The organism is Facklamia languida CCUG 37842, from assembly GCF_000245795.1.
GTDB lineage: Bacteria > Bacillota > Bacilli > Lactobacillales > Aerococcaceae > Facklamia > Facklamia languida.
In genome coordinates this window covers 711,707-736,524 of record NZ_JH601133.1, presented here as the reverse complement: position 1 = coordinate 736,524, position 24,818 = coordinate 711,707, and the positions used below count along the sequence as shown (strand labels likewise).

Annotated in this window: 25 protein-coding genes, 1 tRNA gene and 1 riboswitch; of the genes, 19 read left to right on the top strand and 7 right to left on the bottom strand. The window is 38.1% G+C overall.

The genetic code is table 11. The features are described from left to right. Positions 1-505: 505 nt before the first annotated feature. The 7 genes from HMPREF9708_RS03380 to HMPREF9708_RS03345 all read left to right on the top strand — a co-directional run bounded on the left by HMPREF9708_RS03380 (position 506) and on the right by HMPREF9708_RS03345 (position 6,482). Entirely contained in the window at positions 506-1,513 is a 1,008-nt protein-coding gene (locus tag HMPREF9708_RS03380) for a lipoate--protein ligase (protein WP_006308692.1), read from the top strand. A 467-nt stretch (positions 1,514-1,980) separates the two neighbouring features. Continuing rightward, on the top strand, positions 1,981-3,408 hold the full coding sequence (gene cysS, locus HMPREF9708_RS03370) for a cysteine--tRNA ligase (protein ID WP_040448052.1): 1,428 nt from the start codon (positions 1,981-1,983) through the stop codon (positions 3,406-3,408). Then, positions 3,408-3,827 (top strand): Mini-ribonuclease 3, encoded by a 420-nt coding sequence (locus tag HMPREF9708_RS03365; protein WP_006308689.1) that lies wholly within the window; start codon positions 3,408-3,410, stop codon positions 3,825-3,827. The genes cysS and HMPREF9708_RS03365 overlap by 1 nt, the downstream gene beginning before the upstream one ends. A gap of 4 nt (positions 3,828-3,831) precedes the next feature. Next, positions 3,832-4,653 (top strand): 23S rRNA (guanosine(2251)-2'-O)-methyltransferase RlmB, encoded by an 822-nt coding sequence (gene rlmB, locus HMPREF9708_RS03360; RefSeq protein WP_006308688.1) that lies wholly within the window; start codon positions 3,832-3,834, stop codon positions 4,651-4,653. A gap of 9 nt (positions 4,654-4,662) precedes the next feature. Next, positions 4,663-5,202, top strand: coding sequence for a YacP-like NYN domain-containing protein (locus tag HMPREF9708_RS03355; protein ID WP_006308687.1), 540 nt, complete (start codon positions 4,663-4,665; stop codon positions 5,200-5,202). Positions 5,203-5,206: 4 nt separating this feature from the next. Then, on the top strand, positions 5,207-5,815 hold the full coding sequence (locus HMPREF9708_RS03350; RefSeq protein WP_040447752.1) for an RNA polymerase sigma factor: 609 nt from the start codon (positions 5,207-5,209) through the stop codon (positions 5,813-5,815). Between the two features lie 142 nt (positions 5,816-5,957). After that, positions 5,958-6,482, top strand: a complete 525-nt coding sequence (locus HMPREF9708_RS03345; protein WP_006308685.1) for a QueT transporter family protein — start codon at positions 5,958-5,960, stop codon at positions 6,480-6,482. Positions 6,483-6,656: 174 nt separating this feature from the next. On the opposite strand, the gene HMPREF9708_RS03340 is transcribed toward HMPREF9708_RS03345, so the two are convergent. After that, positions 6,657-7,499, bottom strand: coding sequence for a nucleoside hydrolase (locus HMPREF9708_RS03340; protein WP_006308684.1), 843 nt, complete (start codon positions 7,497-7,499; stop codon positions 6,657-6,659). Between the two features lie 104 nt (positions 7,500-7,603). After that, a riboswitch (TPP riboswitch) is annotated at positions 7,604-7,703 on the top strand. Between the two features lie 46 nt (positions 7,704-7,749). Between HMPREF9708_RS03340 and thiT the strand changes: the two genes are divergently transcribed. Both thiT and HMPREF9708_RS03330 read left to right on the top strand, forming a co-directional pair. Continuing rightward, positions 7,750-8,301 carry an energy-coupled thiamine transporter ThiT gene (gene thiT, locus HMPREF9708_RS03335; protein WP_006308683.1) on the top strand — a complete coding sequence of 184 codons (552 nt, stop codon included), beginning with the start codon at positions 7,750-7,752 and terminating at the stop codon, positions 8,299-8,301. A gap of 97 nt (positions 8,302-8,398) precedes the next feature. Continuing rightward, a tRNA-Thr gene (locus HMPREF9708_RS03330) sits at positions 8,399-8,471 on the top strand. 247 nt (positions 8,472-8,718) lie between these two features. Here HMPREF9708_RS03330 and HMPREF9708_RS03325 read toward each other — a convergent pair. After that, complete coding sequence (locus HMPREF9708_RS03325) at positions 8,719-9,054, bottom strand: hypothetical protein (RefSeq protein WP_050814290.1); 336 nt, start codon at positions 9,052-9,054, stop codon at positions 8,719-8,721. A gap of 204 nt (positions 9,055-9,258) precedes the next feature. Between HMPREF9708_RS03325 and HMPREF9708_RS03320 the strand changes: the two genes are divergently transcribed. Continuing rightward, positions 9,259-10,482 carry an MFS transporter gene (locus HMPREF9708_RS03320; protein ID WP_006308682.1) on the top strand — a complete coding sequence of 408 codons (1,224 nt, stop codon included), beginning with the start codon at positions 9,259-9,261 and terminating at the stop codon, positions 10,480-10,482. Positions 10,483-11,575: 1,093 nt separating this feature from the next. Here the strand turns inward: HMPREF9708_RS03320 and HMPREF9708_RS03315 are convergent. After that, positions 11,576-12,295, bottom strand: coding sequence for a UTRA domain-containing protein (locus HMPREF9708_RS03315; RefSeq protein ID WP_006308681.1), 720 nt, complete (start codon positions 12,293-12,295; stop codon positions 11,576-11,578). Between the two features lie 8 nt (positions 12,296-12,303). Further along, complete coding sequence (locus HMPREF9708_RS03310; protein WP_006308680.1) at positions 12,304-13,020, bottom strand: GntR family transcriptional regulator; 717 nt, start codon at positions 13,018-13,020, stop codon at positions 12,304-12,306. A 192-nt stretch (positions 13,021-13,212) separates the two neighbouring features. On the opposite strand from HMPREF9708_RS03310, the gene HMPREF9708_RS03305 reads away from it, so the two are divergent. Genes HMPREF9708_RS03305 through HMPREF9708_RS03280 form a run of 6 tightly spaced genes read left to right on the top strand, consistent with a single transcriptional unit; the run spans position 13,213 to position 19,606 of the window. Then, positions 13,213-14,181 (top strand): ABC transporter permease, encoded by a 969-nt coding sequence (locus HMPREF9708_RS03305; protein WP_006308679.1) that lies wholly within the window; start codon positions 13,213-13,215, stop codon positions 14,179-14,181. 8 nt (positions 14,182-14,189) lie between these two features. Further along, a complete protein-coding gene (locus HMPREF9708_RS03300; protein ID WP_006308678.1) occupies positions 14,190-15,011 on the top strand; it encodes an ABC transporter permease in 822 nt (273 codons plus the stop codon). A gap of 28 nt (positions 15,012-15,039) precedes the next feature. Beyond that, entirely contained in the window at positions 15,040-15,822 is a 783-nt protein-coding gene (locus HMPREF9708_RS03295) for an ABC transporter ATP-binding protein (protein ID WP_006308677.1), read from the top strand. A 13-nt stretch (positions 15,823-15,835) separates the two neighbouring features. Beyond that, positions 15,836-16,678: an ABC transporter ATP-binding protein gene (locus HMPREF9708_RS03290; protein ID WP_006308676.1), complete on the top strand. Its 843-nt coding sequence runs from the start codon at positions 15,836-15,838 to the stop codon at positions 16,676-16,678. Beyond that, positions 16,675-18,057: a M14 family zinc carboxypeptidase gene (locus HMPREF9708_RS03285; protein ID WP_006308675.1), complete on the top strand. Its 1,383-nt coding sequence runs from the start codon at positions 16,675-16,677 to the stop codon at positions 18,055-18,057. The genes HMPREF9708_RS03290 and HMPREF9708_RS03285 overlap by 4 nt, the downstream gene beginning before the upstream one ends. Position 18,058: 1 nt before the next feature. Further along, complete coding sequence (locus HMPREF9708_RS03280; protein WP_006308674.1) at positions 18,059-19,606, top strand: ABC transporter substrate-binding protein; 1,548 nt, start codon at positions 18,059-18,061, stop codon at positions 19,604-19,606. Positions 19,607-20,198: 592 nt separating this feature from the next. Here the strand turns inward: HMPREF9708_RS03280 and HMPREF9708_RS08390 are convergent. Beyond that, entirely contained in the window at positions 20,199-20,423 is a 225-nt protein-coding gene (locus HMPREF9708_RS08390) for a hypothetical protein (RefSeq protein ID WP_232215540.1), read from the bottom strand. 307 nt (positions 20,424-20,730) lie between these two features. Here HMPREF9708_RS08390 and HMPREF9708_RS03275 point away from each other — a divergent pair, with 307 nt between their 5' ends. The 3 genes from HMPREF9708_RS03275 (at position 20,731) to HMPREF9708_RS08585 (ending at position 22,659) form a co-directional block, all read left to right on the top strand. Further along, positions 20,731-21,825, top strand: coding sequence for an IS30 family transposase (locus HMPREF9708_RS03275; protein WP_006308673.1), 1,095 nt, complete (start codon positions 20,731-20,733; stop codon positions 21,823-21,825). 133 nt (positions 21,826-21,958) lie between these two features. Continuing rightward, the gene (locus HMPREF9708_RS08590; protein WP_269534833.1) at positions 21,959-22,366 is read left to right on the top strand and encodes a transposase; all 408 of its coding nucleotides are present in this window, start codon (positions 21,959-21,961) and stop codon (positions 22,364-22,366) included. A gap of 23 nt (positions 22,367-22,389) precedes the next feature. Then, entirely contained in the window at positions 22,390-22,659 is a 270-nt protein-coding gene (locus tag HMPREF9708_RS08585; RefSeq protein ID WP_006308671.1) for a transposase, read from the top strand. Positions 22,660-22,778: 119 nt separating this feature from the next. Here the strand turns inward: HMPREF9708_RS08585 and HMPREF9708_RS03265 are convergent, their stop codons facing one another. Together HMPREF9708_RS03265 and HMPREF9708_RS03260 are read right to left on the bottom strand one after the other, a co-directional pair. Continuing rightward, on the bottom strand, positions 22,779-23,537 hold the full coding sequence (locus tag HMPREF9708_RS03265; protein WP_006308670.1) for a glycerophosphodiester phosphodiesterase: 759 nt from the start codon (positions 23,535-23,537) through the stop codon (positions 22,779-22,781). 5 nt (positions 23,538-23,542) lie between these two features. Next, the gene (locus HMPREF9708_RS03260; protein WP_006308669.1) at positions 23,543-24,802 is read right to left on the bottom strand and encodes an ABC transporter substrate-binding protein; all 1,260 of its coding nucleotides are present in this window, start codon (positions 24,800-24,802) and stop codon (positions 23,543-23,545) included. Positions 24,803-24,818 lie beyond the last annotated feature (16 nt).

The window sequence follows — 24,818 nt, the reverse complement described above, 5'->3', positions numbered from 1 at the left end:
ATTATTCATTACAGGGGACCGCCTTTCAAAGCGGAGCTTTTCAGGGCTAGTCCCACTAGGCAATGCCTAAGCGGTGAACCGTAAGGCATTGCAAGCTATGTGGGCCTTCCGCTTACCTGTGATAAATAATCGGTAGGACCTGTTTTTTCTCGCTATGCGAAAAATGATCCACTTCAGTGGATGCTATCTTATATTTAACTGTTATCTAAAAGGGGCAGTAAGCGTGTCGAAGCCGATCAAAGGACTTCCATTATTTATTAGATAGTCTAAAAAATAATCGGGTTTAAATGGAATAGCTAGGACTATCGAACGAATGGAACCTTCTTTTTGTCTGCTTCTTTATTCTCATGATTAAATGATAAAGAACATAATAAATATTTTGACCTGTGTCACTGAACGATCTCTACCTGTGACATAAGGCTTAAGAAAGCGGATTTTTGCTTGAGATTTAGGGGGAAGAGTGCCATAATAGGGTCAGAATGTCGTCATTTGAAAGGAGCTTATTATGTATTTCGTTGATAATGAGAATAACTATGATGCGAGTGTGAACATTGCACTTGAGACTTATTTAGTCGAGAATCGGTTAGTCGATGAGCCGATCTTGCTCTTCTATATTAATAAGCCTTCAATTATTGTTGGACGTAACCAGAACACTTTCGAAGAGATTAACCAATCTTATGTCGATGAACACGGCATTACGGTTGTCCGTCGGATGTCTGGTGGTGGCGCGGTTTATCATGACCTCGGCAATTTCTCATTCTGTTTCATTAAGGATGATGATGGGTCTTTCCGCGACTTTATGTCCTTTACCAAGCCTGTTGTCTCTGCCCTTCATAAGATGGGAGCTAAGGAGGCAGTCTTAGAAGGCCGCAACGACCTTCTGATTGAAGGGAAGAAATTCTCTGGAAATGCCATGTATGCTAAGAACGGCCGTATGACGGCTCATGGTACGATCCTGTTTGATGCAGACCTCGATGAAGTGACGAATGCTTTGAAGCCAAATAAGGCGAAGATTGAAGGTAAGGGGATTAAGTCCATCCGCTCGCGTGTGACGAACATTAAACCCTATGTTGATGACCAATATAAGGACCTTTCAACCGAAGAATTCCGTGATAAGATCCTTTTAGAGATCTTTGGAGTGGACAAGCGTGAAGACGTGAAGGAATACCATCTAACGCCAGAAGACTGGGAGAAAGTCTACCAAATCCGGGAAGAACGTTTTGGCAACTGGGATTGGAACTACGGCCAATCCCCCGAATTCGATATTAAGGCGGCTAAGAAATTCCCAATCGGCTTCATTGATATGCGGTTTGCGATCAAGCAAGGAACAATCGAGAATGTGACGATCTTCGGTGACTTCTTTGGACTTGGAGAGATTCAAGACGTTGAAGAGGCATTGAAGGGCGTTAAGTTTGAACGCCATGCTGTAAAAGAAGTCTTTGACGGCGTGGACTTAAAGAAATACTTTGGGAATATCGAATCCATTGATCTAGTGGACATGATCTTCTCTTAAGCCAACCAATGAATGACAATGAAGAAAACCCCTGGGAAAACCAGGGGCTTTTTATTTACCAGTCATTGCTTGGTTGAATGCAGTCTATTCTTAGGGGGTAGGTGCCATTTGGATCACCTCCGGCGGGAAACCGCGGATGAGGTGGGTGATCAGTGGCTGACTTCTTAAGGGTTTGCCGGCCGGGAAAATTAAAAGGCCATGACATGCGAGTGAATGGACCGCAAAGTCATGGCACGTTATGGAAAATCGGGTCAAAGGTTGATCAAGAGAGGGTAAGGCTGGGTGGGACCAATGGGTGGCTTGGGACATGTAAGCGTTCCTCCTTATTATCAAGATCAATAGGCAACAATTGACACTTCCAATATACCAGTTATAAGAATTAAAAGCTCATAAAAAGCTTTAGTCGAACAGAAGGGAGGTTAAATGGTATAATGGACAAAAGCAAAGAGAGGAGCTTAGAAAGACGGATGACCATTCAAGTATATAATACACTGACAAGACAGAAAGAAGTCTTCACCCCCCAAGAGGAAGGCAAGGTGACTTTCTACGTTTGTGGGCCAACGGTTTATAACTACATCCATATCGGCAATGCGCGCTCAGCAGTGGCCTTTGACACGATTCGTCGCTATTTAGAATATAAAGGTTATGAAGTGGTCTATGTATCCAACTTCACAGATGTTGACGATAAGATTATCAAAGCCAGTCAAGAGGAGGGGCTAACGCCCAAGGATTTGGCTGATAAGTATATTGCGGCCTTCAAGGAAGATACCCAGCAAATTAATGTCAAAGAAGCGACTCTTCATCCCCGGGTGATGGAGAATATCCCAGAAATTATCGACTTCATTCAGGTCTTAATTGATAAGGGTTATGCCTATGAGAGCCAAGGCGATGTTTATTACCGTACAGACCGATTCGACCATTATGGGCAATTATCGGACCAATCAATTGCTGACTTGCGTCAAGGGGCGAGTGAACGAGTCCGCGATGAAGAGCGACAACGCAAGGAACAGCCGCTGGACTTTGCCCTGTGGAAGCAGGCGAAGGAAGGAGAAATTGCTTGGCCTTCGCCTTGGGGACATGGGCGTCCAGGTTGGCATATTGAATGCTCAGTGATGGCCACCAAGTTCTTAGGAGAGAGCCTGGATATTCATGGAGGTGGCTTTGACTTACAATTCCCCCACCACGAGAATGAGATTGCTCAATCCGAAGCGCATGCAGACCATGACCACCCCTTTGCTCATTATTGGTTACATAATGGCTTTGTGACGATTGGCCAAGACGATGAGAAGATGTCCAAGTCTTTGAACAACTTTGTCCTATTGCGCGACCTGTTAAAGGACCAGGATCCGATGGTGGTCCGCTATCTACTTACCAGTGTGCATTATCGCCGTCCCTTGCGGTATGACCGCCAAAGTCTGGAGGATGCCCAGGCAACGGTTGAAAGGTTAAGAGAAGTCCTACGACGAATGGCTTACCGGATTGACCATCCGGGCGGAGACCAGCAAGTAGCGAGTGAGGTGGTTCAAGACCAAGTGGACCAACAAGTGCGCGCCTTTGAAGCGGCTATGGATGATGACTTTAATGTAGCCAATGCCTTATCGGCCCTCTTCGAGATGGTCAAGATGATCCATCGCTACCTAGACCTGCCTGTCATAAATTCAGATCAGGTGAGAGGCTTTCAAGGTCAGCTAGAAGCCTTATTGATGATTCTAGGCTTAGATTTGACGGTTGTGGAAGACCTTGATGCAACCATTCAAGCGCTGATTGATGAGCGCCAAGCGGCCCGTCAAGCCAAAGACTTCAAGCGGGCGGATGCGATTCGTGACCAATTGAAGGCGCAAAACATCTTACTCGATGATACCCCCCAAGGAACGACTTGGAAGCGAGGTTCGTAATGCAACAGCCTTCACGTAACAACCAAGAGATTCAACTCCTAAATGGAGCTGCCTTGGCTTATGTCGGGGATGCCGTCTATGAATTGGCGGTTCGCCAACATGTGATCCATGCAGGCAAGACCCAGGCGAATCAATTGCACCGAGCCGCCATCCATTATGTATCAGCCATCAAGCAAGCGCAGGTGATGCGGGCTTGGTTACAAGAGGACGGCCTCCTCACATCAGAAGAGATTCAAATCTACAAAAGAGGCCGCAACCATAAGGCAAATACCAAGGCCAAGAATGCCAGTATTGGAGACTACCGCCAAGCAACCGGCTTTGAGGCCTTAATCGGCTGGCTGGCTCTGACCGGCCAAGACCAGCGTGCCCAGACCCTCATCCAACACGCGATTGAGGACCTGGACCAAGAAGAGGAGTGATTTCATGAATGAGCGATCTAAACGTCATCGATCCAACCATCCTTCAAGCCCCAAGTCAAAATCAGGGGCCTCCCATCTTTATAGTCAATCCGAATCTGAATACATTTATGGTAAACATACTGTTAGCAACCATTTAAAACATAAAAATCAAAGTAATCGATTATTCATACAAAAAAATATTGTAAATGACCAAGTAGCTCGTATACTAAAATTAGCTCAAGAGAATGGTGTCGTTTACCAAGAAGTTCCCAAGGCAAAGTTAGATGAATTATCCAACCAGGGGAACCATCAGGGCGTTGTACTCTCGGTGCCGCCTTTTGAGTATTCAACGTTAGAGGAAGCTTTTGATTTAGCCCAAGCAAGAGAAGAGGATCCTTTCTTATTAATCCTGGATGGGATTGAAGATCCCCATAATTTGGGTTCAATTTTGAGGACAGCTGATGCTGTAGGTGTCCACGGGGTCATTCTGCCTAAACGGCGTTCAGCCAGTCTGACCGGTGTGGTCGCCAAGACGTCGACAGGGGCGGTAGAACATGTTCCTGTGATCCGAGTAACGAACCTCTCTCAGACGATCAGCCAGCTCAAAGAAAGAGGGATTTGGGTCTTTACGACGGCTATGGACGGCGAAGATATGCGTGAATGGCAGAGTCACGGGCCGATCGCCTTGATTATCGGGAATGAAGGTCAAGGCGTTTCGCCTCTGGTTGCGCAATCAGCGGATGGAACGGTCACCATCCCCATGGTCGGTCATGTCCAGAGCCTGAATGCCTCCGTGGCAGCGGCGGTTTTGATGTATGAAGTGGCCCGTCATCGGATTGGAAAGTAGGCGGGTCGGATGAAGTACAAGCGTCAGGAAATTTTGTTTGTGGATGGTTATAACATGATCGGTGCCTGGCCAGAACTAGCCAAACTGCAACGAGCGGATGAACTAGCTCAGGCACGCGATCAGTTGTTATTTGAGTTATCAACTTATCGCAAACGAAAAGACTTGATGATCATCGTTGTCTTTGATGCGCAATTTGTGCCAGGAATAACCAAGAGTTACAGTCAGTATCAAGTAGAGGTGGTCTTTACCCAAGAGAAGGAGACCGCTGATGCTTATATTGAAAGAGAAGTGAGTCAATGGATCTCGCCTTTGAATCGAGTCATTGTAGCAACGAGCGATCAAGCCGAGCAGTGGCTCATCTTTCAACGTGGCGCCTTGCGCCTATCGGCCAATGAGCTCTTGATGCAGATTAATGAGACCAAGGACCAGGTTGCACGTGAGGTAGCCGATTATTATTCCCAGCGGATGCGCCGACATAGCCCATGGAAATTGGACCAGCTTCAGTTGCTGAGTGAATTGAGACACTTCCTCCATCATAAAAAGGAGTGAGGGATTGTTGTGCTATCAGGAAAATACCAATGAAGAATTGATTGAAATCTTACAGCAGGACCAGTCAAATGAGCGGGTCTTTCTGGTCTTAGTGAGTCGCTTTCATTATTTGTTACATAAATATGCCAATCACTACCGGATCAATGGCTATAATCGCGAAGATTTATTGCAGGAAGAGACCCTCTTTTTGTATATCTGCGCCCAGAAATACCCCCTTCAAATTGGTCAATATTTTGCACCCTACTTTGCCAGAGCCCTGCATAATTTTATGGTTAACTTACTCAGGCAGAGTCACCGCCATCAAGGGCCCAAGATTACTCTCAATAAGGACTATGACTTGCTGAGTCAGTGCGATATGCATGAGAATTTGCACCAGTCGACCTTTGGCAAGAGCTACCAGTGGTATGATTCGCCCGAGACCCAATTTCTTTTGCAGGAGAAGTTTGAGGCTTATCAGGCCACACTGAGTGCCAAGGAACGGCTCGTGGTCGACTATGCCTACCATCTACAATTGACCAATAAAGAGATTGCGGATTTAACGGGCTTATCCCCTGACACCGTCCGCCACTCAAAACGGAGAGCCAAGGATAAATACAGGAAGTTTATGCAATAAGTCTTTGGTAGAGGGTCCTTTTGTGTTATAATGCTCCTTGCTGGAAACCAGCACTATGATTCTTCGGTGGATGAAGCCACCCTATAAAGTCCTTTGGTCATAGTTATTGAGTAGGGGGTTTCCCCTATAAAGGAGAATGAACATGAAACAAAAAATAGCGACTTACGACTTGACGATGGTCGGCCTGGTGGCGGCTGCTTATATTGTCCTGACCATGATCCTAGCCCCTTTATCCTTTGGGATCGGCTTACGAATCAGTGAAGGACTTAACTTCCTAGCCCTCTATAATAAGCGCCACATCTATGGGATTACCTTGGGCGTCTTCGTCGTCAATTACTTTGCCTATGGAGTCAGTGATATGATTGTCGGCTCCTTATCCAGCCTAGTCTTTCTCTTTCTAGGTAAATTATTAGCTGAATGGTTGATTGATGAGAAGCACTTATTCAGCCATTTGAAGCTGGATCCCATGATCCTAAAGTATCTCATTATTGGAACGCTTTTCTCCATCTCAATGTTCACTATTGCCATCTTAGTTGTCGTTTTAGGCGCTGGTTGGGGTGCTTTTTGGGTGATCTATCTCCAGATGGTGGTCATTGAAGCGATTAGTTTGGCTCTAGGTGGAGTGATCCTCTATTTAGTCAGCCAACGCGTAGATCTTACTAAATAATTACACACTTGGTGAATTTGAAGGACGATTCGCCAAGTATTTTTTTATTTATTTGAGGAGCTGATAGTAATCGAGGTCATGGGCGATGACTTCCGGATCCAGTTGGAAGAGGATCTGCAGGAAGTGGGTAAAGAAGTGGCGGGAGTCAACTGTTTGGGAGACCTGGATGGGACCTTATGGCTGGTAGGTTACACAGGATTGGCCCCGACAGTCCCCTTGGGTCTGAATGGTTACATGGGCGGGCTTAAAAGTCACCATAGGCTCCAAGAGGTCTGCCACCACCAGCGGGTCATTAATGACGCAGCCAAGGGTGCGCTCAGCCTGCCAGTGAAAGTCGACATAGAACTGGGTGATGGTCCAGACGAATTGAGCCAGTGGTCGGCGCAACTGGTGGATATATTCGCGGAGGTTGGGTGTCATCAGAATCGAATAGGTGACATCGAGGGTATAGAGATAAGTCGGAGGCAGGTCCGCTTGGTCGAAGAAAAGCTGGGCCGCATGGGGATCACACCAGAAATTATACTCGCCGACCGGGGAACAGTTGCCTTGAACCGTGTGGACGCCGCCCATGATCCGGATTTCCTTGAAGCGGCTTAAGAGACCGGGGTCTGCTTGAGCCACCTGGGCGAGGTTGGTTAAGGGGCCGAGGGCGAGGAGGCTAATTGATTGTGGGAAGTGGTCGACAGCTGATCGATAGAAAGATAGGACATCTTGGTCGCAAGAGCGATCTTCGGATGCGAAGATCTGATTACTCAACCCATCTTGGCCATGCGTGTCGCGGGCGTCTTGATAGGGGATGACAAGCGGCCGGTCCGCTCCTTTAATGATGGGAATTTGATGCTGGTTCAAAAAGTCCAAGACATAGGTCGCATTGCGTGCTCCTTGGTCACTGTCGACATTGCCTGATACAATGGAGACACCCAAGATTTCAAAGGGAGTCGCCATGACGGCCAGGATCAGGGCCAGACTATCATCAATGCCAGGGTCTAGGTCAAGAATTACTTTGTGGTGAGTCATAAGGCACTCCTTACTGCGGTCTTTATTGATCCTATTATAGCATGGCGCGATGAGATTTACTTAAGGTCCACTTTATGGTAGACTTATTACATAAATTAATAACATGTGAAGTAAAGGGGAGCCTGACGGCTGAGAGTGGATAAGATCCTGACCCTAGAACCTGATAACGTTAGTCCGTGCGCAGGAATTACTTGAGGGGATTCGTCTGCCCATTTGCTCTTTACTTTACGAGAAAGTAGGGAGTTTTTTTATGGGAAATAATAAACAGGTCTTATTAATGGTTCAAGCAGCCATCTTCGCGGCGGTTGCCATGGTCTTATCACTCTTACCGACAACGATCGGGTCTTCCTTAACCATTTCTTTGGGAATGATTCCACTGACGATCTTCTGCTTGAAGGCAGGCACCAAGTGGGGCTTATTCTCAGCCTTCATCTGGGGATTACTTCACTTTGTTCTAGGTGACGTTTACTTCTTGGGCCCGATTCAAGTCTTTATTGAATATGTGGTGGCCTTCTTCTTCGGTGGGTTTGCCGGGGTAATGGCTGAGAAGTTCCATACTGAGCCGGACAATGCCACTAAGAATATTGTGCTAGCGGCCTTGATCGGGACCTTCGCCCGCTTCTTCTGGCACTTTATTGCCGGCGTGATCTACTGGGGCGAATACGCACCTGAAGGTTGGTCGCCTCTCTTCTTCTCCTTCGTGATGAATGGTGCAAGTGCGCTCTTAACAGCCGCAGCGACTGCCGTTGTGGTAGTCTTGATCTACCGTACCAATCCGAAGCTCTTTAAGAAGAATGCTTAATAATTAAATGACGGCTAGCCCATGAGGTGGGCTGGCCTTTTCTTTTTACCCTTGCAAATCTAGCCCTAAGGCGTATAATGAGACCTATCGTTATTAGGCCGACTTAGCTCAGTTGGTAGAGCAATTCATTCGTAATGAATAGGTCGTAGGTTCAAGTCCTATAGTCGGCATTCAGAGCAAGGAAAAGAATGAAATATAAAAAATCACGAAGCGTTATAATTGGCTAACCATAGCCTTTTGTAGCGCTTTTTACTATTTTTAGAAAGTATAAGAAAGGAATAGAAAGTCAAAAGTTTTTGCACCATTTTGCACTGTCTGCCAAACGATAGATCGCCTTTAGCGCTAAATATTTTCTTTTCCATTTATTTTATCGAGTATGTGGCTGTATGTTTTTGGGGTCACTATAAGTGAGGTGTTTTATTTATTTCGTTCTGATTCCGAATGATTGAAGTGTTTCAAGTGCTTTTGGATTGTTATTAAGTAAATTTCTTGCTGACGTATAGCTAATCTGTTTAATTTTATTATACGTTCATTATGCGGTACCCTTTCTTCAATCATTTGAGCATTGTGGGATTGAAGGTTGTTTAAGATTGCTAACTGTTCAATAGTTGCATTATCTCTAAGGTTTCCTTCTGTTTCAGGGAATTGTTCTTTATATTCCTTAGCGGTCATACCAAATAAAGCTATATTTATCAAATCAGCTTCAGTTGCATAAGTATAAGCTATTTTTTTGCTTAATGTTGGAGTAATCAAATAATTTCTTATTGCATCAGTTTGAATAGTGTAGTTTACTTTAGATAACTCTCTATTTGCGATCCACTCTATTTGGTTACGGTAGCTTTCTTTTTGTTTTAGTCGTTGGTAGTCCTGGATAACATATAACTTGAACTCAGGAATAAATTTTAATTTTACTTTAGATGAATTCAGAAATTTTTACTAAGTGATAGGAGTGAGAATGTGGCAAAAATAAAAAATGAGATATATACCAAAAATGTAATCATTTTAGCCTTAATTCAGATAATTAATGTCTTTGGTGATGACTTTTTTAACTTTGCAGCAATGTGGATTATTTATAGGGATTCTCGGTCTGTATTTTTAACAAGTCTAGTAGGAGTAGTCTGGCATTTAAGTGATGCTATTATTTCTCCAATTTCTGGAATTGTCGTAGACCGTTATAGCAAGAAGAAAGTAGTTATATTTTCAAATGTATCCGCTTTTATATATAGCTTGATTCTCTTTATTATTATCATTACTACTGGTAGCTTCCCAGTTTGGTTAGCAATTACTTCGATGGCAGTACTTAACTGTCTTACATCTTTTGTTTCGCCTGTTAGAAAAGCGATTGTAATTAGTGATGTTAAGAAGGAGAATCTAAACAATGTAAATGCATTATTCTCATCTGCAGTTCAGACATCCTCTGTACTTAGTTCAAGTATTAGCGGAATTGCTTTTTCACTGATTGGAGTGGCAAGCTGTATTTTTTTAAACTCGTTAAGCTTTTTATTAGTCATTATTGGTTTTCTAATCTTTGATTGGAAAAAAGTGCAAATTTTACCAAGTCAAAACGCAAATAATTTTTCATATACAAAAGACTTTTTAGATGGAATTAAGTATTTAAATAAGAATGTACCACTCAAGAAAATATGTGTCATTAGTATGTTAGTAAATGTTACTAGTTACACAGGCACCTTGTTTACGGTACTTATATTCGAAAATTTTCAAGGAAATGCTACTTATTTAGGATTTTTTCAAAGTATTGCGGCTATAGGTTCAATAGTAAGTGGTTTATTAATTATGAAACTGACTATTAAAAGACAAGACGTTTGGCTCAGCTTTTCAATAATGATAATGGGAATTTTAACAGGATTGATGGGATATGTTACTAATGCTTGGATTATGTCAATGACAGTCTTTTTAATGTACTTTTTTAGGTCATTTAATGGAATTATAGTTGAATCTTTATTTATGAAGTTTTTAGATTTTGAATATGCCGGAAGAGTAAGCGGTTTAATGAAAACACTATCAATAAGTTTGATACCTTTTTCTACTCTTTTAGCTGGTTATTTAGGAAACGTGACTTCAGTGCAAACGATGTTTTTCTTTACAGGGGTGTACCTAACTGTGTGTGGCATTCTGGTAATATTTATGATTAATCTAAATGCCAAATCTAAATCATCTTAAAAACTCATTTTATTCCTATTAACAGATTCTAAAGTCATTTATTTCTTGCTCTAATGGCACCCCTCACATCTGCATGAGATGGTGCAACATTAACACTATCTTCACTCATCATGACTGTATTGATCATTTCTTTTAAGTATTGGACAACTCAGAATATCTAGAGAAAGCGATCAGACTGACAATCACCTTCTACCCGGTCAGAAATCACTATAATCTTATCAAAATTCAAAACCCAATTGAATGTTCCTTTGAATTTGATCTAATTTATTGAGTTAAAGGTTCTTCCACAGCCTACCAATAGCTTGAAATCTGGTCTCAACTAAAGCGCTTCTATTTTGAAAACAATAAATTCAATAGTCTTTAAGGATTATTTATGGTATCCATTCTATCATAAAGAAAAGTTCACCTTGGTAGTTGATTATAATGTCTCGCGTTCTTTAAATAATAAGCGACTTTAACTCTCAAATTCTTAGAAGGTTTTTTTAAAGTTATATTCATATCTAAAGAATGCATTTGACTAACATACGTTTATAAATGCTAAAGGAATATGAGCTTCAAATCATTTAAAGAAATATTAATAATAACGCCAATTGAAGCCAGTCTCTATAAATGTAAAAGAATGGATTGGCTAAATTGGTGTCAATATTTCCAACTCATGAAGCCTGCCTTAGAGCTTCACTTACCAATTTTCGAACTCATGAATGATTTCAGCTTCTATATATTGATTTCTCTACTGTTATTGATCAACTGCCTAATCACCTGGTCATATTCTATATTTTTTCAATATGCTACGATCATACTTAACTAAATTGTAAAATTTTCCACACTTATTTATAATATTATTGAATAATCTATAAAATTTGGGATATATATAAATTGGTTTTTAAATAATTTCGGCTTTATGTCAAATAGGGTTGATGGTATTGAAAGTAGACTAAGCAACAAGTTGTTGCTTGGTCTCTTTTCTTTTCTTACGGACACATATAGTCGCGATAGTATAAGAATGATGGTCTTGATATGGATATTGTTACGTTAGTCAAGTGGCTAACTGATACTTGAAGTTTACGAGAGAAAGTTCCATTGAATACTATGATTAATTTTCTAAATTAAATGAGATAGCATTGGGATGATAGTACCGTTTAATATGAAATTGATTATTTCCATACAAATCTAGAATGTAAATATTAAAACGTAGTACTGGTTTGTTGGGCTCTAATCTAAGTATTTTTTTTAATCTCTTCGTTCCAGGGACAACTTCAACAATTTGTTGTTGTCCACCGATTGGAATATTGTGATAAGTTAATATGCTTTCTAGAGAGTAAACGGTAGTGTCAATATGAGATAAATTAGGTAGTAAATTAACAGCACAATAGTTTTCCTCATACCAAAGTGGGGTGTCATTCCTTTTTACCAATCGTTCAATATAATAAATATCATCTTCTGGTTGAATATTCAGAACCATTGAGTAAAGACAACCTGCCCGTCGAATGTATTTTCTAAGCTCATTAAATTGTATATGTTCTTCATTATTCATTGAATTTAGGTTGAGTGTTATCCCTTTACTAGTGAGTGTTTCTTGATATCGTATATCAAGAACAAAAAATGAAGAGTTTACTTTTATCAGGAAGCCTTCTGTTATTAATGATTCTATTACAGAAAGGACTAGATCTTCATTTACTAAATATAAATTAGATAGCTCTCTAGTAGATGGAAGTTCAGAATTTGGGGGATATGTTTGATTTTCAATACTTTTTATTAAATCTTGTCTTATATAAGAGTATAATTGATTAAATTTTTCATTATTGATAGCCATTTAATCACCTAGTATTTATAAGAAGTTAATTTAAATTTATCTGCTCTATATAGTTGTTTAAAAGTTTGCAATGGAGTACCATCTTCTAAAAATTTAACTCCTTTAATAATTATTAGGGGGTCATTTGACTTAATTCTTAAAAGTTTTGCTTCAGTTGGATTAGCAAATCCAACACTAAAGCTAATTGAGCGAACCCTTAGATTATAATGATAGATATTCTTGAGTGTAAAAGACAAAGATCTCTTATAATTATAGTGTATGTCTAAGTTAGGAGTTAATGATTTATTTATATTGATTGTTTCAATCGATGTAGGTAAGAAATCAATTTTTCGTAGTCGATAGATCTGATAAACATCTTGATTTTCACTCAAATTTAAAAGATTAATAATTGATTTATTTGGTGAGGATGAGTTAAAGGAAATTAGGTCAGTTTGGAAATTAGAATCCGCTTTTCGCAGAGCGTTCATGAAATTATCACCTTCAAACAAGCCAATAGAATACTTGCTTTGAGAAGTTTTAGGTGACATATTAGGAGTTCGTTCAATAATATGTTCACATTCCAGAATTTCTAAAGCAGACCTTAAAGTAGTCCGGGTAATATTAAGTTCTCTAGTTAGTTCTTTTTCTGTTGGCAGCTGTTTTCCCGAATGGTACTCATTTATAAAATTGAAATAAATCAGCTTTTCCACCGCTTCTGTAACAGCAGGAACATTTCTATGATTCATATAGCACCTCAATAATTGTTTTATAAGGCATATAATAACTTATAGCAAACAAAATTACAATAATTGTTTGCTATTATTTTTTTATTCAATATAAAAGTTAGATAGTATTGACATTTTCGTTCGGACGTTTATTATATTAAATATAAAGCGCTTTCTTTTAATGGTAATATAATGATAATAAAGGAGTTAATTATGGAAAAAAAATACATTTTGAATAGACTTTTAACCGCTTTATTAGTAGTCATAGTATCTGTATTCATAAATTTCTTTGTAATCCGCTTGGCTCCTGGTGATCCAATCACAATCTTAGCAGGCACAGAAAATCCTAATCCTGAAATGATTGCCGCTTTAAAGTCCCAATATGGTCTTGATCAGCCAATCTTAAAGCAATTTCTTTTATTTCTAGGAAATTTACTCAAGGGTGATTTAGGTTTTTCATATGTATCTAATTTACCTGTTATCGAAATTATTGGTCAACGAGTATTTCCCACTTTAATATTAAGCATGGTCTCTTTAATCATATCTATTATTTTAGGAATCTATCTTGGTCTAAAATGTGGATCTAATAAAGGGTCATTGCTAGATAAGATATTTACTCCTTTAACTTATGTGTTTGATTCTATGCCTAGTTTCTGGTTGGGTATGATGATGATTTTGATTTTCGCTTCATTATTAGGTTGGTTACCAACATCTGGTATGTATAATCTGAGAATGAGAGGAGACGGATTCGATAAATTCATTGATTTATGCAAGCACCTGATATTACCTGTATCTACCCTAGTATTGATTACTTTTCCGTATTTTTTTAGAATTACAAGAACTTCTGTAATTCAGACTATGAATGAGGATTTCATTGACACTTTCATTGCAACTGGTATGAATCGTAAAAAAATATTTAGGCGATATGTACTGAAAAATTCAATGCTTCCAACGGTGACTGCTATAGGGATGAGTTTTGCATTCGTGTTATCTGGCTCTACCTTAATTGAAACTGTTTTCTCATGGCCAGGAATGGGACGCTTGTTATTAACCTCTATACAGGGTAGAGATTATCAGGTTCTAACAGGAATTTATTTGATAGTTTCTATATCAGTGGCACTAATGATGTTATTTATGGATATTGTATATATGATAATAGACCCTAGAATTTCTTATGAGTAGGTGTGAATATGTTTAGTAGAATTGCAAAAGAAAAGGGTTTTTGTATAGGTTTGGTTTTGATGATCTTTCTAATTATTATTGCTCTCTTTGCAAATTTTCTGGCACCATATGCTCCAAAACAGCTAACAGATGATTTATTAGTTGCTCCAGGAAATCAAGGGCATTATTTTGGAACAGATTCTTTAGGGGGAGACGTATTTTCGAACATCATTTATGGAACTCGAACTTCACTAACAATTGGGTTGGTCGCATCTTTAATTTCTGCTGTAATTGGGGTTGCAGTAGGCGCCGTAGCTGGTTATTTTGGGGGGGAATGGGATCGAGTTATTAGTGAATTCATTAATATCTTCGTGATGACACCAGCATTCTTTCTTATCTTAATAATCGTAGCATTCTTTGGATCTTCAATGACAAATGTCATGATAGTCATCGGGTTTACATCTTGGGTTGGAAATGCAAGAATTATGCGTGCTCAGGCTATGTCAATAAAGGAGAGAACTTTTGTTAAGTCAGCTTACATATTAGGTGAAAAGCATCGCAATATTTTATTGTCGCATATCATCCCTAATGCGATCTATCCCATCATTGCCAATACTATAATGAATATTTCAGGAGCGATCTTATTAGAAGCTAGCTTATCATTTTTAGGTTTAGGTGATCCCAATGTGGTTTCGTGGGGTCAAATGATTTCTCAAGGAAGTGCATATATGCCTAGGTCATGGTGGGTCTCAACATTTCCAGGAATTGCTATCGTAATTACTGTATTGAGTCTTCAGTTAATTGGAGATGGAATTAATAAGATTTTAACTCCAAAGACACCTAAGGGTTAATAGATAGACAAGATGTATGGAGGATTCTATGAGTTATTTTCAAGTAAGAGATTTAAACATTTATTATCGTACAAATAATGGATTATTTCATGCTGTTAAAAATATGAATTTTACAATTGATAAGAAGGATTCAGTGGGAATAGTTGGGGAATCTGGGTCAGGAAAATCTACTTTTGCATTATCTGTTCTACAGCTGCTTCCCAAAAGATCCGCTAAGATTACGGGGCAAATTTTATATAATAATCAAAATTTATTAGAGTGTAACCAAAGAGAGATCAATAAGATACGTTGGAATCAAATAGCATTTGTGTTTCAAAAGTCAATGTCAGCACTAAGTCCCACACATAAGATCGGGCAACAAATGAAAGATATATATACAGTACACAATAAGAAGAAAAAAGTATCTGAAATAAAAGAGCACTGTTTAAAAGTATTAGAACGTGTCGACTTGCCTAGCAGAGTTTATGAACAGTATCCTCATGAACTTTCAGGTGGAATGATGCAGCGTGTTTCTATTGCATTGGCTGTTTTGAATAGTCCGGAAATAGTCTTCTTTGATGAAGCAACTACTGCGCTTGATGTAGTTGTTCAGAATAAGGTATTAGAAATGATTATGGATTTGGAAGACGAGTATAATTTAACACGATTTATGATTACTCATGATATTTCGACAGTAGCTTCAACATGTAATAAAATTATTGTTATGAAAGATGGCCAGATAATTGAAATGGGTGATGTAAATCAAGTCTTATTAAGTCCCAAAGAAGAATATACAAAGAAACTTATTAATTCTTATATAAATATTGCTTAAGTGAGGTGAAAAAATGGGAGACCTAGTAGTTAGTGGTATCAGTAAACATTATAAGAATAAGAATCCAAATGTGGAGGGAAAGCTTTTCAAGGCATTAGACCAAGTTTCCTTTACATTAGAAGAAGGACAAGTCTTAGGTGTAATAGGGCAGTCAGGGTCTGGGAAATCGACATTAGGCAAGATTATAGTGGGACTTGAGGATGCTTCCGAAGGTCAGATCTACTTTGATGGGGAGCTAATTCAGGAACTGAGAAGAAAGGACCGACTAAAATTTCATAAGACAATACAAATTGTTTTCCAAAATCCTTATGAAACATTTGATTATCGTCATACTATTTTGCGCATTATGTCTGAACCATTAAAAATTCATCATATCGGAAATAGCGATGCGGATAGAAAAAATATGGTCATCAGAATTCTTGAAGAAGGGGGCATAACTCCAGCTGTTGATTACTTAGGAAGATATCCTCATCAATTATCTGGAGGGCAACTTCAACGAATTTCAATCCTAAGAGCTATGTCTTTAGAACCAGATATTTTGATTGCTGATGAGCCGGTATCTATGTTAGATGTTTCTATTCGTGGCGAAATCATTAAGATGCTGACTAAACTTATAAAGAAGAAGAAGAAATCGTTGATATTTATTAGTCATGATATAGCTACTACACAATTTCTTTCAGATCAGTTAATTGTTATGAATAAAGGAAAAGTGGTTGAGCAAGGTTTAACTAATCAAGTAATTTATAGTCCACAAGAAGAATATACAAAATTATTAATTTCAAGTATAGGATCAATTGATCCGAGAAAGGGCATTCGAGCCAGAAGAGAAAAAGAGTTATTGGAGGTTATCAAATGATAGAAATGGTAGAAGAAATTTTAACAACGATTCCTGATTATAAAGAATTCTTAACTGTTGAAGAAATGGATGAAAATACACTTCGTTTAGCTGAGGAGTATCCTGATATTGTTAAGGTAAAGATTGCGGGACATTCTCGAAATGGCCACCCAATCTACTTATTGACAATAGGTTCTGGTAAATATGATGCGATGCTTTATGGGTGTCCACATCCGAATGAACCAATAGGAGCTATGATGTTAGAATTTCTTTCAAATGAACTAGCAACAAACGCTGACCTTCGTATATCTAGTGATTATACTTGGCATATTATAAAGTGTATCGATGTTGATGGTACCAAATTAAATGAAGGGTGGTTTAAAGGAGAATTAACTCTAACGCGGTATGCTCGAGACTTTTTCCGACCTGCTGCATATGAGCAAGTGGAATGGACTTATCCTTTTGAGTACAAGGATTATAAGTTTGATTCTCCACTACCTGAAACAAAGATACTAATGAATCTGATTGATGAAATAAAGCCAGATTTTGTTTATGGATTACATAATGCTGGGTTTGGTGGGACATACTGGTATATTAATAATGAGTTACCGGACTTGTGGGAGGATTTCTATAATGCTTCAAGCAGACAAGGCCTCCCGCTTCATTTAGGGGAGCCAGAGGTTTCATTTATTAAGCCTTACGCCCCAGCTATTTTTCCGTTCATTTCATCAAAAGATACGTATGACCACTATGAAAAGTATGGTGACGAATCCCCAGCACAGATGATGGCGAATTCTGGAGGTTCAACTGAATCATATATTGCAGATTCTGGGTTAAACAGTTATTTTTTAGTTACTGAATTGCCGTATTTCTATGATGAAAGAATTGATAGTGAGAAGGAGATGAATATTACAAGAAAAGAATCAATATTAAGTGGTATTGAAATATCACAGACGGTAAATAGTCTTATTGGAGATAAAATGGATGTGATAGATAGTTGTATATCAGATGAAAATCCATTTTACAAAATGGTGAAGCAGGAGCAAATGTATTCAAAGAAAGGATTGAGCGCTGAGATAAATTACATAAATGATAATGAGGAATATAATCAACCTTGCAAAGAATCAGAATATTTAGATAGTAATATTATTAGAAGATTTTATACACTCCTTAGTTTGTCTCTTGCAATTCGAAGTTGTGAGTACGAAATAAGAAAGGGGAACTCGAATGAAATAATTAAAGATGTCTTAAAAGATCTATTAGATTATTTTTCAATCAAGGCTGCGGAATGCGAAAAATTAATCAATTACAATGTTATTCCTATAAAGAAGTTAATATCTGTACAACTTGAATGTGGCTTATTACTTATGAATAAAATAAGGGAAAGAGTGGAAAAATAAGATGAAAAAGAAAATTTCTAATTTATTCAGTTGGTTGTTTATTGCTCTTCTAATTTTAACTAACGGAACCACAAAAGTGAATGCAGAAGACAAATTTGTGTTTATTGCATCTGGTGCTGAGCCCAATACATTTAATACCACGATGCGTATGGATGATGCTGCTTATGTTTATGATCAAAATATTTTTAGCCGACTAGTCAAGTTAAATATTAATAATGAGTATATTCCAGATTTAGCTAAAGAATGGGAATACAGTGATGATAATAAAACAATTACTTTTAAATTGCACGAAAATGTAGAGTGGCACGATGGACAGCCATTTTCATCTGAGGATGTAAAGTGGACTTACGATACATTAATAACTGAGAAGTGGCCCAAGAGTGACACTTTTGTTAATGTAGAATCAATTGAGGCCCCAGATGAAAATACAGTGGTCTTTAAGATGAAACAAGCTGATGCTTCATTCTTAAGTAAATTATCTTGGTATGGAACTTTTATATTACCTAAGCACCTTTATGAGGGAACAGATTATGCTAATAACCCTGCTAATATGCACCCAATAGGGACGGGACCTTTTAAATTTGTCTCCTATGAAAATGGAGTCTCTCTAATTTTAGAAAAAAATGAAAAATATTTTGGGCATGTACCAGAAATTGATGAGTTGATCTTCAAAATCAGTTCAGACCCTAAGACAGCATATCAATCATTAATCAACGGAGAGATTGACTATCTTGGTGGCTTATCACCTTCTGAAGCTAACTCTTTAGATGAAAACCCTGACTATCGAGTATTTGAATATCTTGGAATAAACCGAGCATATATTACCGGAAACTTACAAGACGAAAAGTTCAAAGATGGCGTTATAATGAAAGCGATTGCGTTGGCGATAGATCAACAGTCAATTTTTGATAGAGTATCAAATAATATTGGTCAAGTTGCAACGACTTTTATTTCGCCAAAATTTGCGGATTATGTTAATGAAGAAGTTGGTCTACCAAAAACAAATGTAGATGAAGCGATTAAATTATTTGAGGAATCTGGTTATGAAAAGAACGAAAATGGCCACTATGTGGAGCTTCAATTAGATTCATTTGAAGATGGAAATTTCAGTGATATTTGTACTGTGATAAAAGCTAACTTAGAAAAAGCAGGAATTGGTATAAATATTAATATGATGGAATTTTCTGCATGGCAAACAAAGGTGGCTGAAGATAAGAATTTTGACTTAACACTATTAGCAGGATACCAAGGTCCTGATGTATCAGGAATTGAAGGACGTATCTCCATCAATGGATTCAACAATCTTGCTGGATATACTAATGAAGAAGTTGAGAACCTTCTTAAGGAAGGGGTAAAGGAGGTAGACCCTGAAAAACGCATTCCTTTGTACAATAAGGTTCAGGAAATAATGGCACAAGATCTTCCTATTATTCCTATATTGGATTATGGCTACAAGATTCCATTACATAATAATTTTGAGGGGTTCCCTGAAGAAAGACCGGACGAAGCCGGTATGAATGAATTCACTTTTATTAAGAGAGTAAATTAAAGATTTCTCTCAATTCTTGTTATTCAATTTCCTTACAAGTCTTCAAAGTAATTCTAAGTAAAAATTGTATTATAAATTTTAATACTAGGACTTAAATGTTAGTTAAATTACTACTTTATGCAACATTTGAGTCCTAATTGTATTAGTTTATATATGAAGCACTTGTGATAGGTGTTTCTTAAGTGTATAGAAAATTATTCGAATATTTACTATATAATTATTACTGTTTGAAAGGACAGAGCTGTTTCTAGGGAGGGGTTAGAGTACAATATAGTATTTCCTCATTTTTCTTATAGTGAGCACTCAAATGAAACAGTATAAGTTTTGTGATGCAACTATATTTCATACCAGTCCATTACCGTGAGGAGTACAATGGGAAGATTTGAAAGAATTGTTAGGTTAATAGCTTATTAATCACTTATTATCTAATTGTCAAGGTATCTTTCAACTTGAATGAATGTTGAATATTCTCTATTTCATAAATTGAATTCAAATATATCTGGATTCAACTACTTCTTGTAATTTATAAAGTTTGAAGGAATTTTCTTCGACCAACCCTATAAATAATAAGGACGAATCTTACTCCTAGGAACTATTTTGAAATACTATACGTAGGAGATGAAGAAGTGAGAGAAAATATTGAATCATTACCCATGATATCTACCCCTATACCCCATATCTTCCATCGAGTATCAGGCTGATGTATAACTGGACGAACATTACGATCATTTGCCAATAATAAAGCGGAGTGCTCTTCTGCATCCAACACATAATAACGCAATCCAATTTGATCTTTTTCTTCGTTATACACTAACACTAACTGTCCATCAGATGCTTCATTATATTTTCTGAATAAGACAGGTTCTCCTGGCTTTATATCAGGATAAAGATCATTGCAAGGGCATTTTAGAACAATATATTCGTATCTATCATTTTCATCAAATAGTAAGTCTATATAATCTTCAATTACCCATTTGTTGGCTGAATAATCAGTTGCAAATGGGATTTTTCTTATTTCTTGGCGGATTTTATAATCAACTTAGCCACCATAAAAAATAAAAAAGCCATGTAAATTCATGTTATATTTTAGCTACCACACAAAAATATAAGGAGAATGATTTTACATGACGCAAACACACTCTACCACATCTGGTCGGAAATCAAAACACTTATCGTTCAAAGAACGTAGCCAAATTGAGCTTTTGAAAGAACAAGGGCATTCTAATCGCGCGATTGCTCGCATACTCAAACGCGCGCCACAGACAATCCATAACGAAATTAAACGCGGTACAATTAAACAAATCCGACAACAAAAGCAAAACGGCAAGGTTTATAAATGGTACTATTCTAAGTATGTCGCTGAAGTCGGCCAAGAAAATTATGAGCATCAGCGTCAAAATTGTGGGCGCAAACCTCTCTGGTCCTACTCAAGTGACTTTATCGATTGGGCCGATCAGCGGATGTTAGAAGATAAATGGTCGCCTGATGTCGTCGTCCACCGAGCCAAAGAAGTCCTTGATATCGACCCTCGACTCATTCCTTGTACCACCACCCTCTATTATTGGATTGATTGTCAGATTATGAAGACGCGAAATATTGATTTACTTGAAAAACTTCGTCGTAATACCAAAGAGAGAGTACCGAAGACCCGCCCCCATAAGAAAGTCTTGGGAACTTCCATCGACGAGCGCCCTGAGGAAATCAATGAGCGGAATACTTTTGGCCACTGGGAAATTGATACGGTCATTGGCAAGAAAGGTAAAGATGAACCTGTCTTGTTAACCTTAGCTGAACGATTCAGTCGATTTGAAGTCATTCTAAAGATAAAGAATAAGACTGCACAAGCGGTGGAGGTCGCCCTAAGAAAGTTACAAGGACTCGCAGGCGATCATTTATCGTTACTCTTCAAGAGTATGACTGCTGATAATGGCTTAGAGTTTGCGATGTTAAGTCAAGCGGTGGCTGAACAAATAGCGGTCTACTTTGCCCATCCTTATGCTTCTTGGGAAAGAGGGACCAGTGAAAATCAACATGGATTCATTCGACGCTTCTTACCCAAAGAAACATCAATGAAAGATATAACAGAAGCGGATTGTCTCCGAATCCAACAATGGATGAACAACTATCCGCGCAAAATTTTAGACTATGGGCCCCCTTATGAAGTCTTTGTACGCTGTCTACATAAAGAAAGACGATCTCTAGCACTCGTTCCGGCTTGACAACGAGCCTCCCTCGGCATGGTTTTCGTGTTAGGGGGTTGACTCATAACCTGTGAGCCAAACTACCATGCCTCAGCTCATTGTCAAGCCGTCACTAAAAGAATGGAAGAACTTTAGATAGAACGTTAACCAGGTGGCTAACTTATACTTGAAATTTACGATTCGTAAAGAACTAAAAAAGATTCAAATTATTTATATTGATATTTCCCCCCTACATCGAATTATCCGCCAACTCTTTCCTAATGCCTCCATTATTATTGATTGCTTCCACATCGTTCAATCACTCAATCTCGAATTAAATCGATATCGTATCCATTGGATGTATAAAGTAAAATACCAAGATCGGTGGCTCTACAATAAACTCAAGCGGTATTGGAAACTGTTTTTAAAGAAGGAGACAGACCTTGACCACACACATTACAGGCGATTTACCCTCTTTGATTCTCTAACGAATACTGGCCATATCGTCGATTATCTCTTAGATCAAAATCAAGTCTTTAAAGAAACTGATCGGATAGGTCAAAACCTTCGTTATGCCTAGAAAAGTTGGATTACGATTAGTTTATGGTTAATCTTCATCACGCACCTAATCAACAACTCAATCCTCAATTGAGAACCTTTAGGAAATTCCAGCCTTATATTTCCAACACCTTTGACCATCCGACCATTACCAATGGCCCAATCGAAGGGATTAATAATAAAATTAAAGTCCTTAAACGCAATGCCTACGGCTACCGTAAGTATACCCATTTCAAGAACCGCATTCTTTTAATATCTCGACTGTATGTGTCAGGAAGAAAAGAAAAAGAGACCAAGCAACAACTTGTTGCTTAGTCTACTTTCAATACCATCAACCCTATTTGAGATAGAGCTCTAATTTAGTATTAGATCTAATTTAATGGGTCAACTTTAACGATAGAACACTTCACGGATTAACTTTTTTTATGAAATTTTTACTCGTTGGCAAGAGACTGCTTAAACTCTAATGCTGGGATTATATCATCTACCGTAACGAGTCTTATACCACAATCGTAAGCATATTTTACAGAATCTTTCGAGTTGGGACAGCAGGTCCATACAAACAAGTTTTCATTCTCGAATTTTTGAACAATTTTTCTGTCCAATTCTGACTCGAAGATGCAAATAGCATCCATAGATTCATAAACATTTTCATAATCTCCCACATTTTTCAAGTGATTATACATAAATCCTTGCGTAAATATACCTTGAGAATATAAGAAGTGGATAATTTCAAAATCAAACGAGGTAATGACGCTTCGCTCGAGTAGATTAGTTGGTTCAAGAATTTTTAATAGTTCTTTTGCTAATTCTAGACCGCGTTCCTGTGGCTTAATTTCAATATTTAGAAATAAATCAGGATATTCACTCACAAACTCAATGAATTCTTCCAACGTTGGAATCACTTCATTTGAAGGTGCTCCTGCAGGATCATTAAGATTTAAAGATTTGAGATCTGATAGAGTTAGATCGGATACACACCCTTCAGAATTCGTTACACGATTCACAGTATCATCATGAATTATAACAATTTGCCTATCTTTACTGTATCTTAAATCTACTTCAATCATATCCACGCCATGTATAATTGCTTTTTCAAAGGCAAGCAATGAATTCTCTGGAAATTCAGATCTATAACCTCGATGTGCCGCGACAATAAAATCTTGAGAAATTAATTTTTCTTTCAGCATCATATTAATTAGTAGCTCAGGATAGTATTTGAGTTATTCTTAAATTCTTCTAAAGTCTGATCAATATCTTCGTTATCGTACATTATAGCCTCAATTGCTGAGAAGAATTCGTGCATCACTTCTGGCCATTTAGGGCTCTTATTAGTATCTTCTGCATATTCTAACTGCTCAAAAGCGGTTCTTCTCATCGGTTCTTTTTCCCATTGTTCTTGAATAGTGTCAGATTCGGCAATACTGTATGTGAAAGGTAAGTATCCTGATTCAGCTATAAAACTTTCCGCTGCGACAGGATCATTAACTAAGAAGTCAATAAATGTCATTGCCCCTTCAATGTTTCCGTTATTTAATAAGGCAATATTCGCTCCACCTGTTGGAGTGGAAATTTTCTCGTTCTGTGGTAAAAATGCAGTTGTATAATCAAACTCTAAATTCTCAATAAAGCTTCCAATACTTCCAGTTGAACTATAGATTAATCCTACTTTTCCACTGAAAAACATTTGAACGACATCTTCTGCTGATGATGAACCTGGATAGTATAAAGCCCCTGTGGATTGAAGATCTTTAAGGAATGAGAATACGGTATGTCCTACTCCGTTGTCAACGAAATCGATAGCAGATCCATCTTCATTAAAGAAACGACCGTTAGACTGCGTAATCATGGCGATTGGGAACCATGTATCATATGGCATAGTTAATCCATAGCGTTGGATCTCATCACCTTCTTTGATAACCAAAGCATTCGCAACTTCTTTCAATTCTTCCCAAGTTTTTGGGATTTCTAATCCATTCTCTTCGAGCATAGATTTATTCACATGCATAATTGGGGTAGAGCGGTTGAACGGCAAAGATACTAATCCGTCATTAAAATATGAATGACCCAATAAACCTGGTACGAAATCGTCAATATTTATATTGTATTGTTCTAAATATGGTGTCAGATCAACTAAAGTAGCAGATTCAGCAAATTGTTGAACATAAGCTCTTTCAATCATGGATATATCTGGTTGAGTATTAGAAGCAATGGCTTGTTGTAATTTCTGCACGGTTTCGTCGTAATTACCTTGATAAGTAGCCACGACTTCATACTTATCTTGAGTCTTATTAAACTCTTTTACGATATTCTGGATTAATTCTTCGTTTCTTCCACCGAGAGAATACCAGAAGTTAATCGTTTCTCTTTCTTGTGCATGAGTCAATTTGGCTGGTAACAATGAGATAAAGAGGGCAGCTGTGATCACTAATAGTAAAATCTCTTTTAATTTCTTCATTTTATAATATTTCCTT

What these genes read in the sequence shown, in the direction of transcription:
- HMPREF9708_RS03380 (WP_006308692.1), top strand. Translation starts at nt 506, where the DNA reads ATGTATTTCGTTGATAATGAGAATAACTATGATGCGAGTGTGAACATT.
- cysS (WP_040448052.1), top strand. Translation starts at nt 1,981, where the DNA reads ATGACCATTCAAGTATATAATACACTGACAAGACAGAAAGAAGTCTTC.
- HMPREF9708_RS03365 (WP_006308689.1), top strand. Translation starts at nt 3,408, where the DNA reads ATGCAACAGCCTTCACGTAACAACCAAGAGATTCAACTCCTAAATGGA.
- rlmB (WP_006308688.1), top strand. Translation starts at nt 3,832, where the DNA reads ATGAATGAGCGATCTAAACGTCATCGATCCAACCATCCTTCAAGCCCC.
- HMPREF9708_RS03355 (WP_006308687.1), top strand. Translation starts at nt 4,663, where the DNA reads ATGAAGTACAAGCGTCAGGAAATTTTGTTTGTGGATGGTTATAACATG.
- HMPREF9708_RS03345 (WP_006308685.1), top strand. Translation starts at nt 5,958, where the DNA reads ATGAAACAAAAAATAGCGACTTACGACTTGACGATGGTCGGCCTGGTG.
- HMPREF9708_RS03340 (WP_006308684.1), bottom strand. Translation starts at nt 7,499, where the DNA reads ATGACTCACCACAAAGTAATTCTTGACCTAGACCCTGGCATTGATGAT.
- thiT (WP_006308683.1), top strand. Translation starts at nt 7,750, where the DNA reads ATGGGAAATAATAAACAGGTCTTATTAATGGTTCAAGCAGCCATCTTC.
- HMPREF9708_RS03315 (WP_006308681.1), bottom strand. Translation starts at nt 12,295, where the DNA reads ATGGCTATCAATAATGAAAAATTTAATCAATTATACTCTTATATAAGA.
- HMPREF9708_RS03310 (WP_006308680.1), bottom strand. Translation starts at nt 13,020, where the DNA reads ATGAATCATAGAAATGTTCCTGCTGTTACAGAAGCGGTGGAAAAGCTG.
- HMPREF9708_RS03305 (WP_006308679.1), top strand. Translation starts at nt 13,213, where the DNA reads ATGGAAAAAAAATACATTTTGAATAGACTTTTAACCGCTTTATTAGTA.
- HMPREF9708_RS03300 (WP_006308678.1), top strand. Translation starts at nt 14,190, where the DNA reads ATGTTTAGTAGAATTGCAAAAGAAAAGGGTTTTTGTATAGGTTTGGTT.
- HMPREF9708_RS03295 (WP_006308677.1), top strand. Translation starts at nt 15,040, where the DNA reads ATGAGTTATTTTCAAGTAAGAGATTTAAACATTTATTATCGTACAAAT.
- HMPREF9708_RS03290 (WP_006308676.1), top strand. Translation starts at nt 15,836, where the DNA reads ATGGGAGACCTAGTAGTTAGTGGTATCAGTAAACATTATAAGAATAAG.
- HMPREF9708_RS03285 (WP_006308675.1), top strand. Translation starts at nt 16,675, where the DNA reads ATGATAGAAATGGTAGAAGAAATTTTAACAACGATTCCTGATTATAAA.
- HMPREF9708_RS03280 (WP_006308674.1), top strand. Translation starts at nt 18,059, where the DNA reads ATGAAAAAGAAAATTTCTAATTTATTCAGTTGGTTGTTTATTGCTCTT.
- HMPREF9708_RS03275 (WP_006308673.1), top strand. Translation starts at nt 20,731, where the DNA reads ATGACGCAAACACACTCTACCACATCTGGTCGGAAATCAAAACACTTA.
- HMPREF9708_RS08585 (WP_006308671.1), top strand. Translation starts at nt 22,390, where the DNA reads ATGGTTAATCTTCATCACGCACCTAATCAACAACTCAATCCTCAATTG.
- HMPREF9708_RS03265 (WP_006308670.1), bottom strand. Translation starts at nt 23,537, where the DNA reads ATGATGCTGAAAGAAAAATTAATTTCTCAAGATTTTATTGTCGCGGCA.
- HMPREF9708_RS03260 (WP_006308669.1), bottom strand. Translation starts at nt 24,802, where the DNA reads ATGAAGAAATTAAAAGAGATTTTACTATTAGTGATCACAGCTGCCCTC.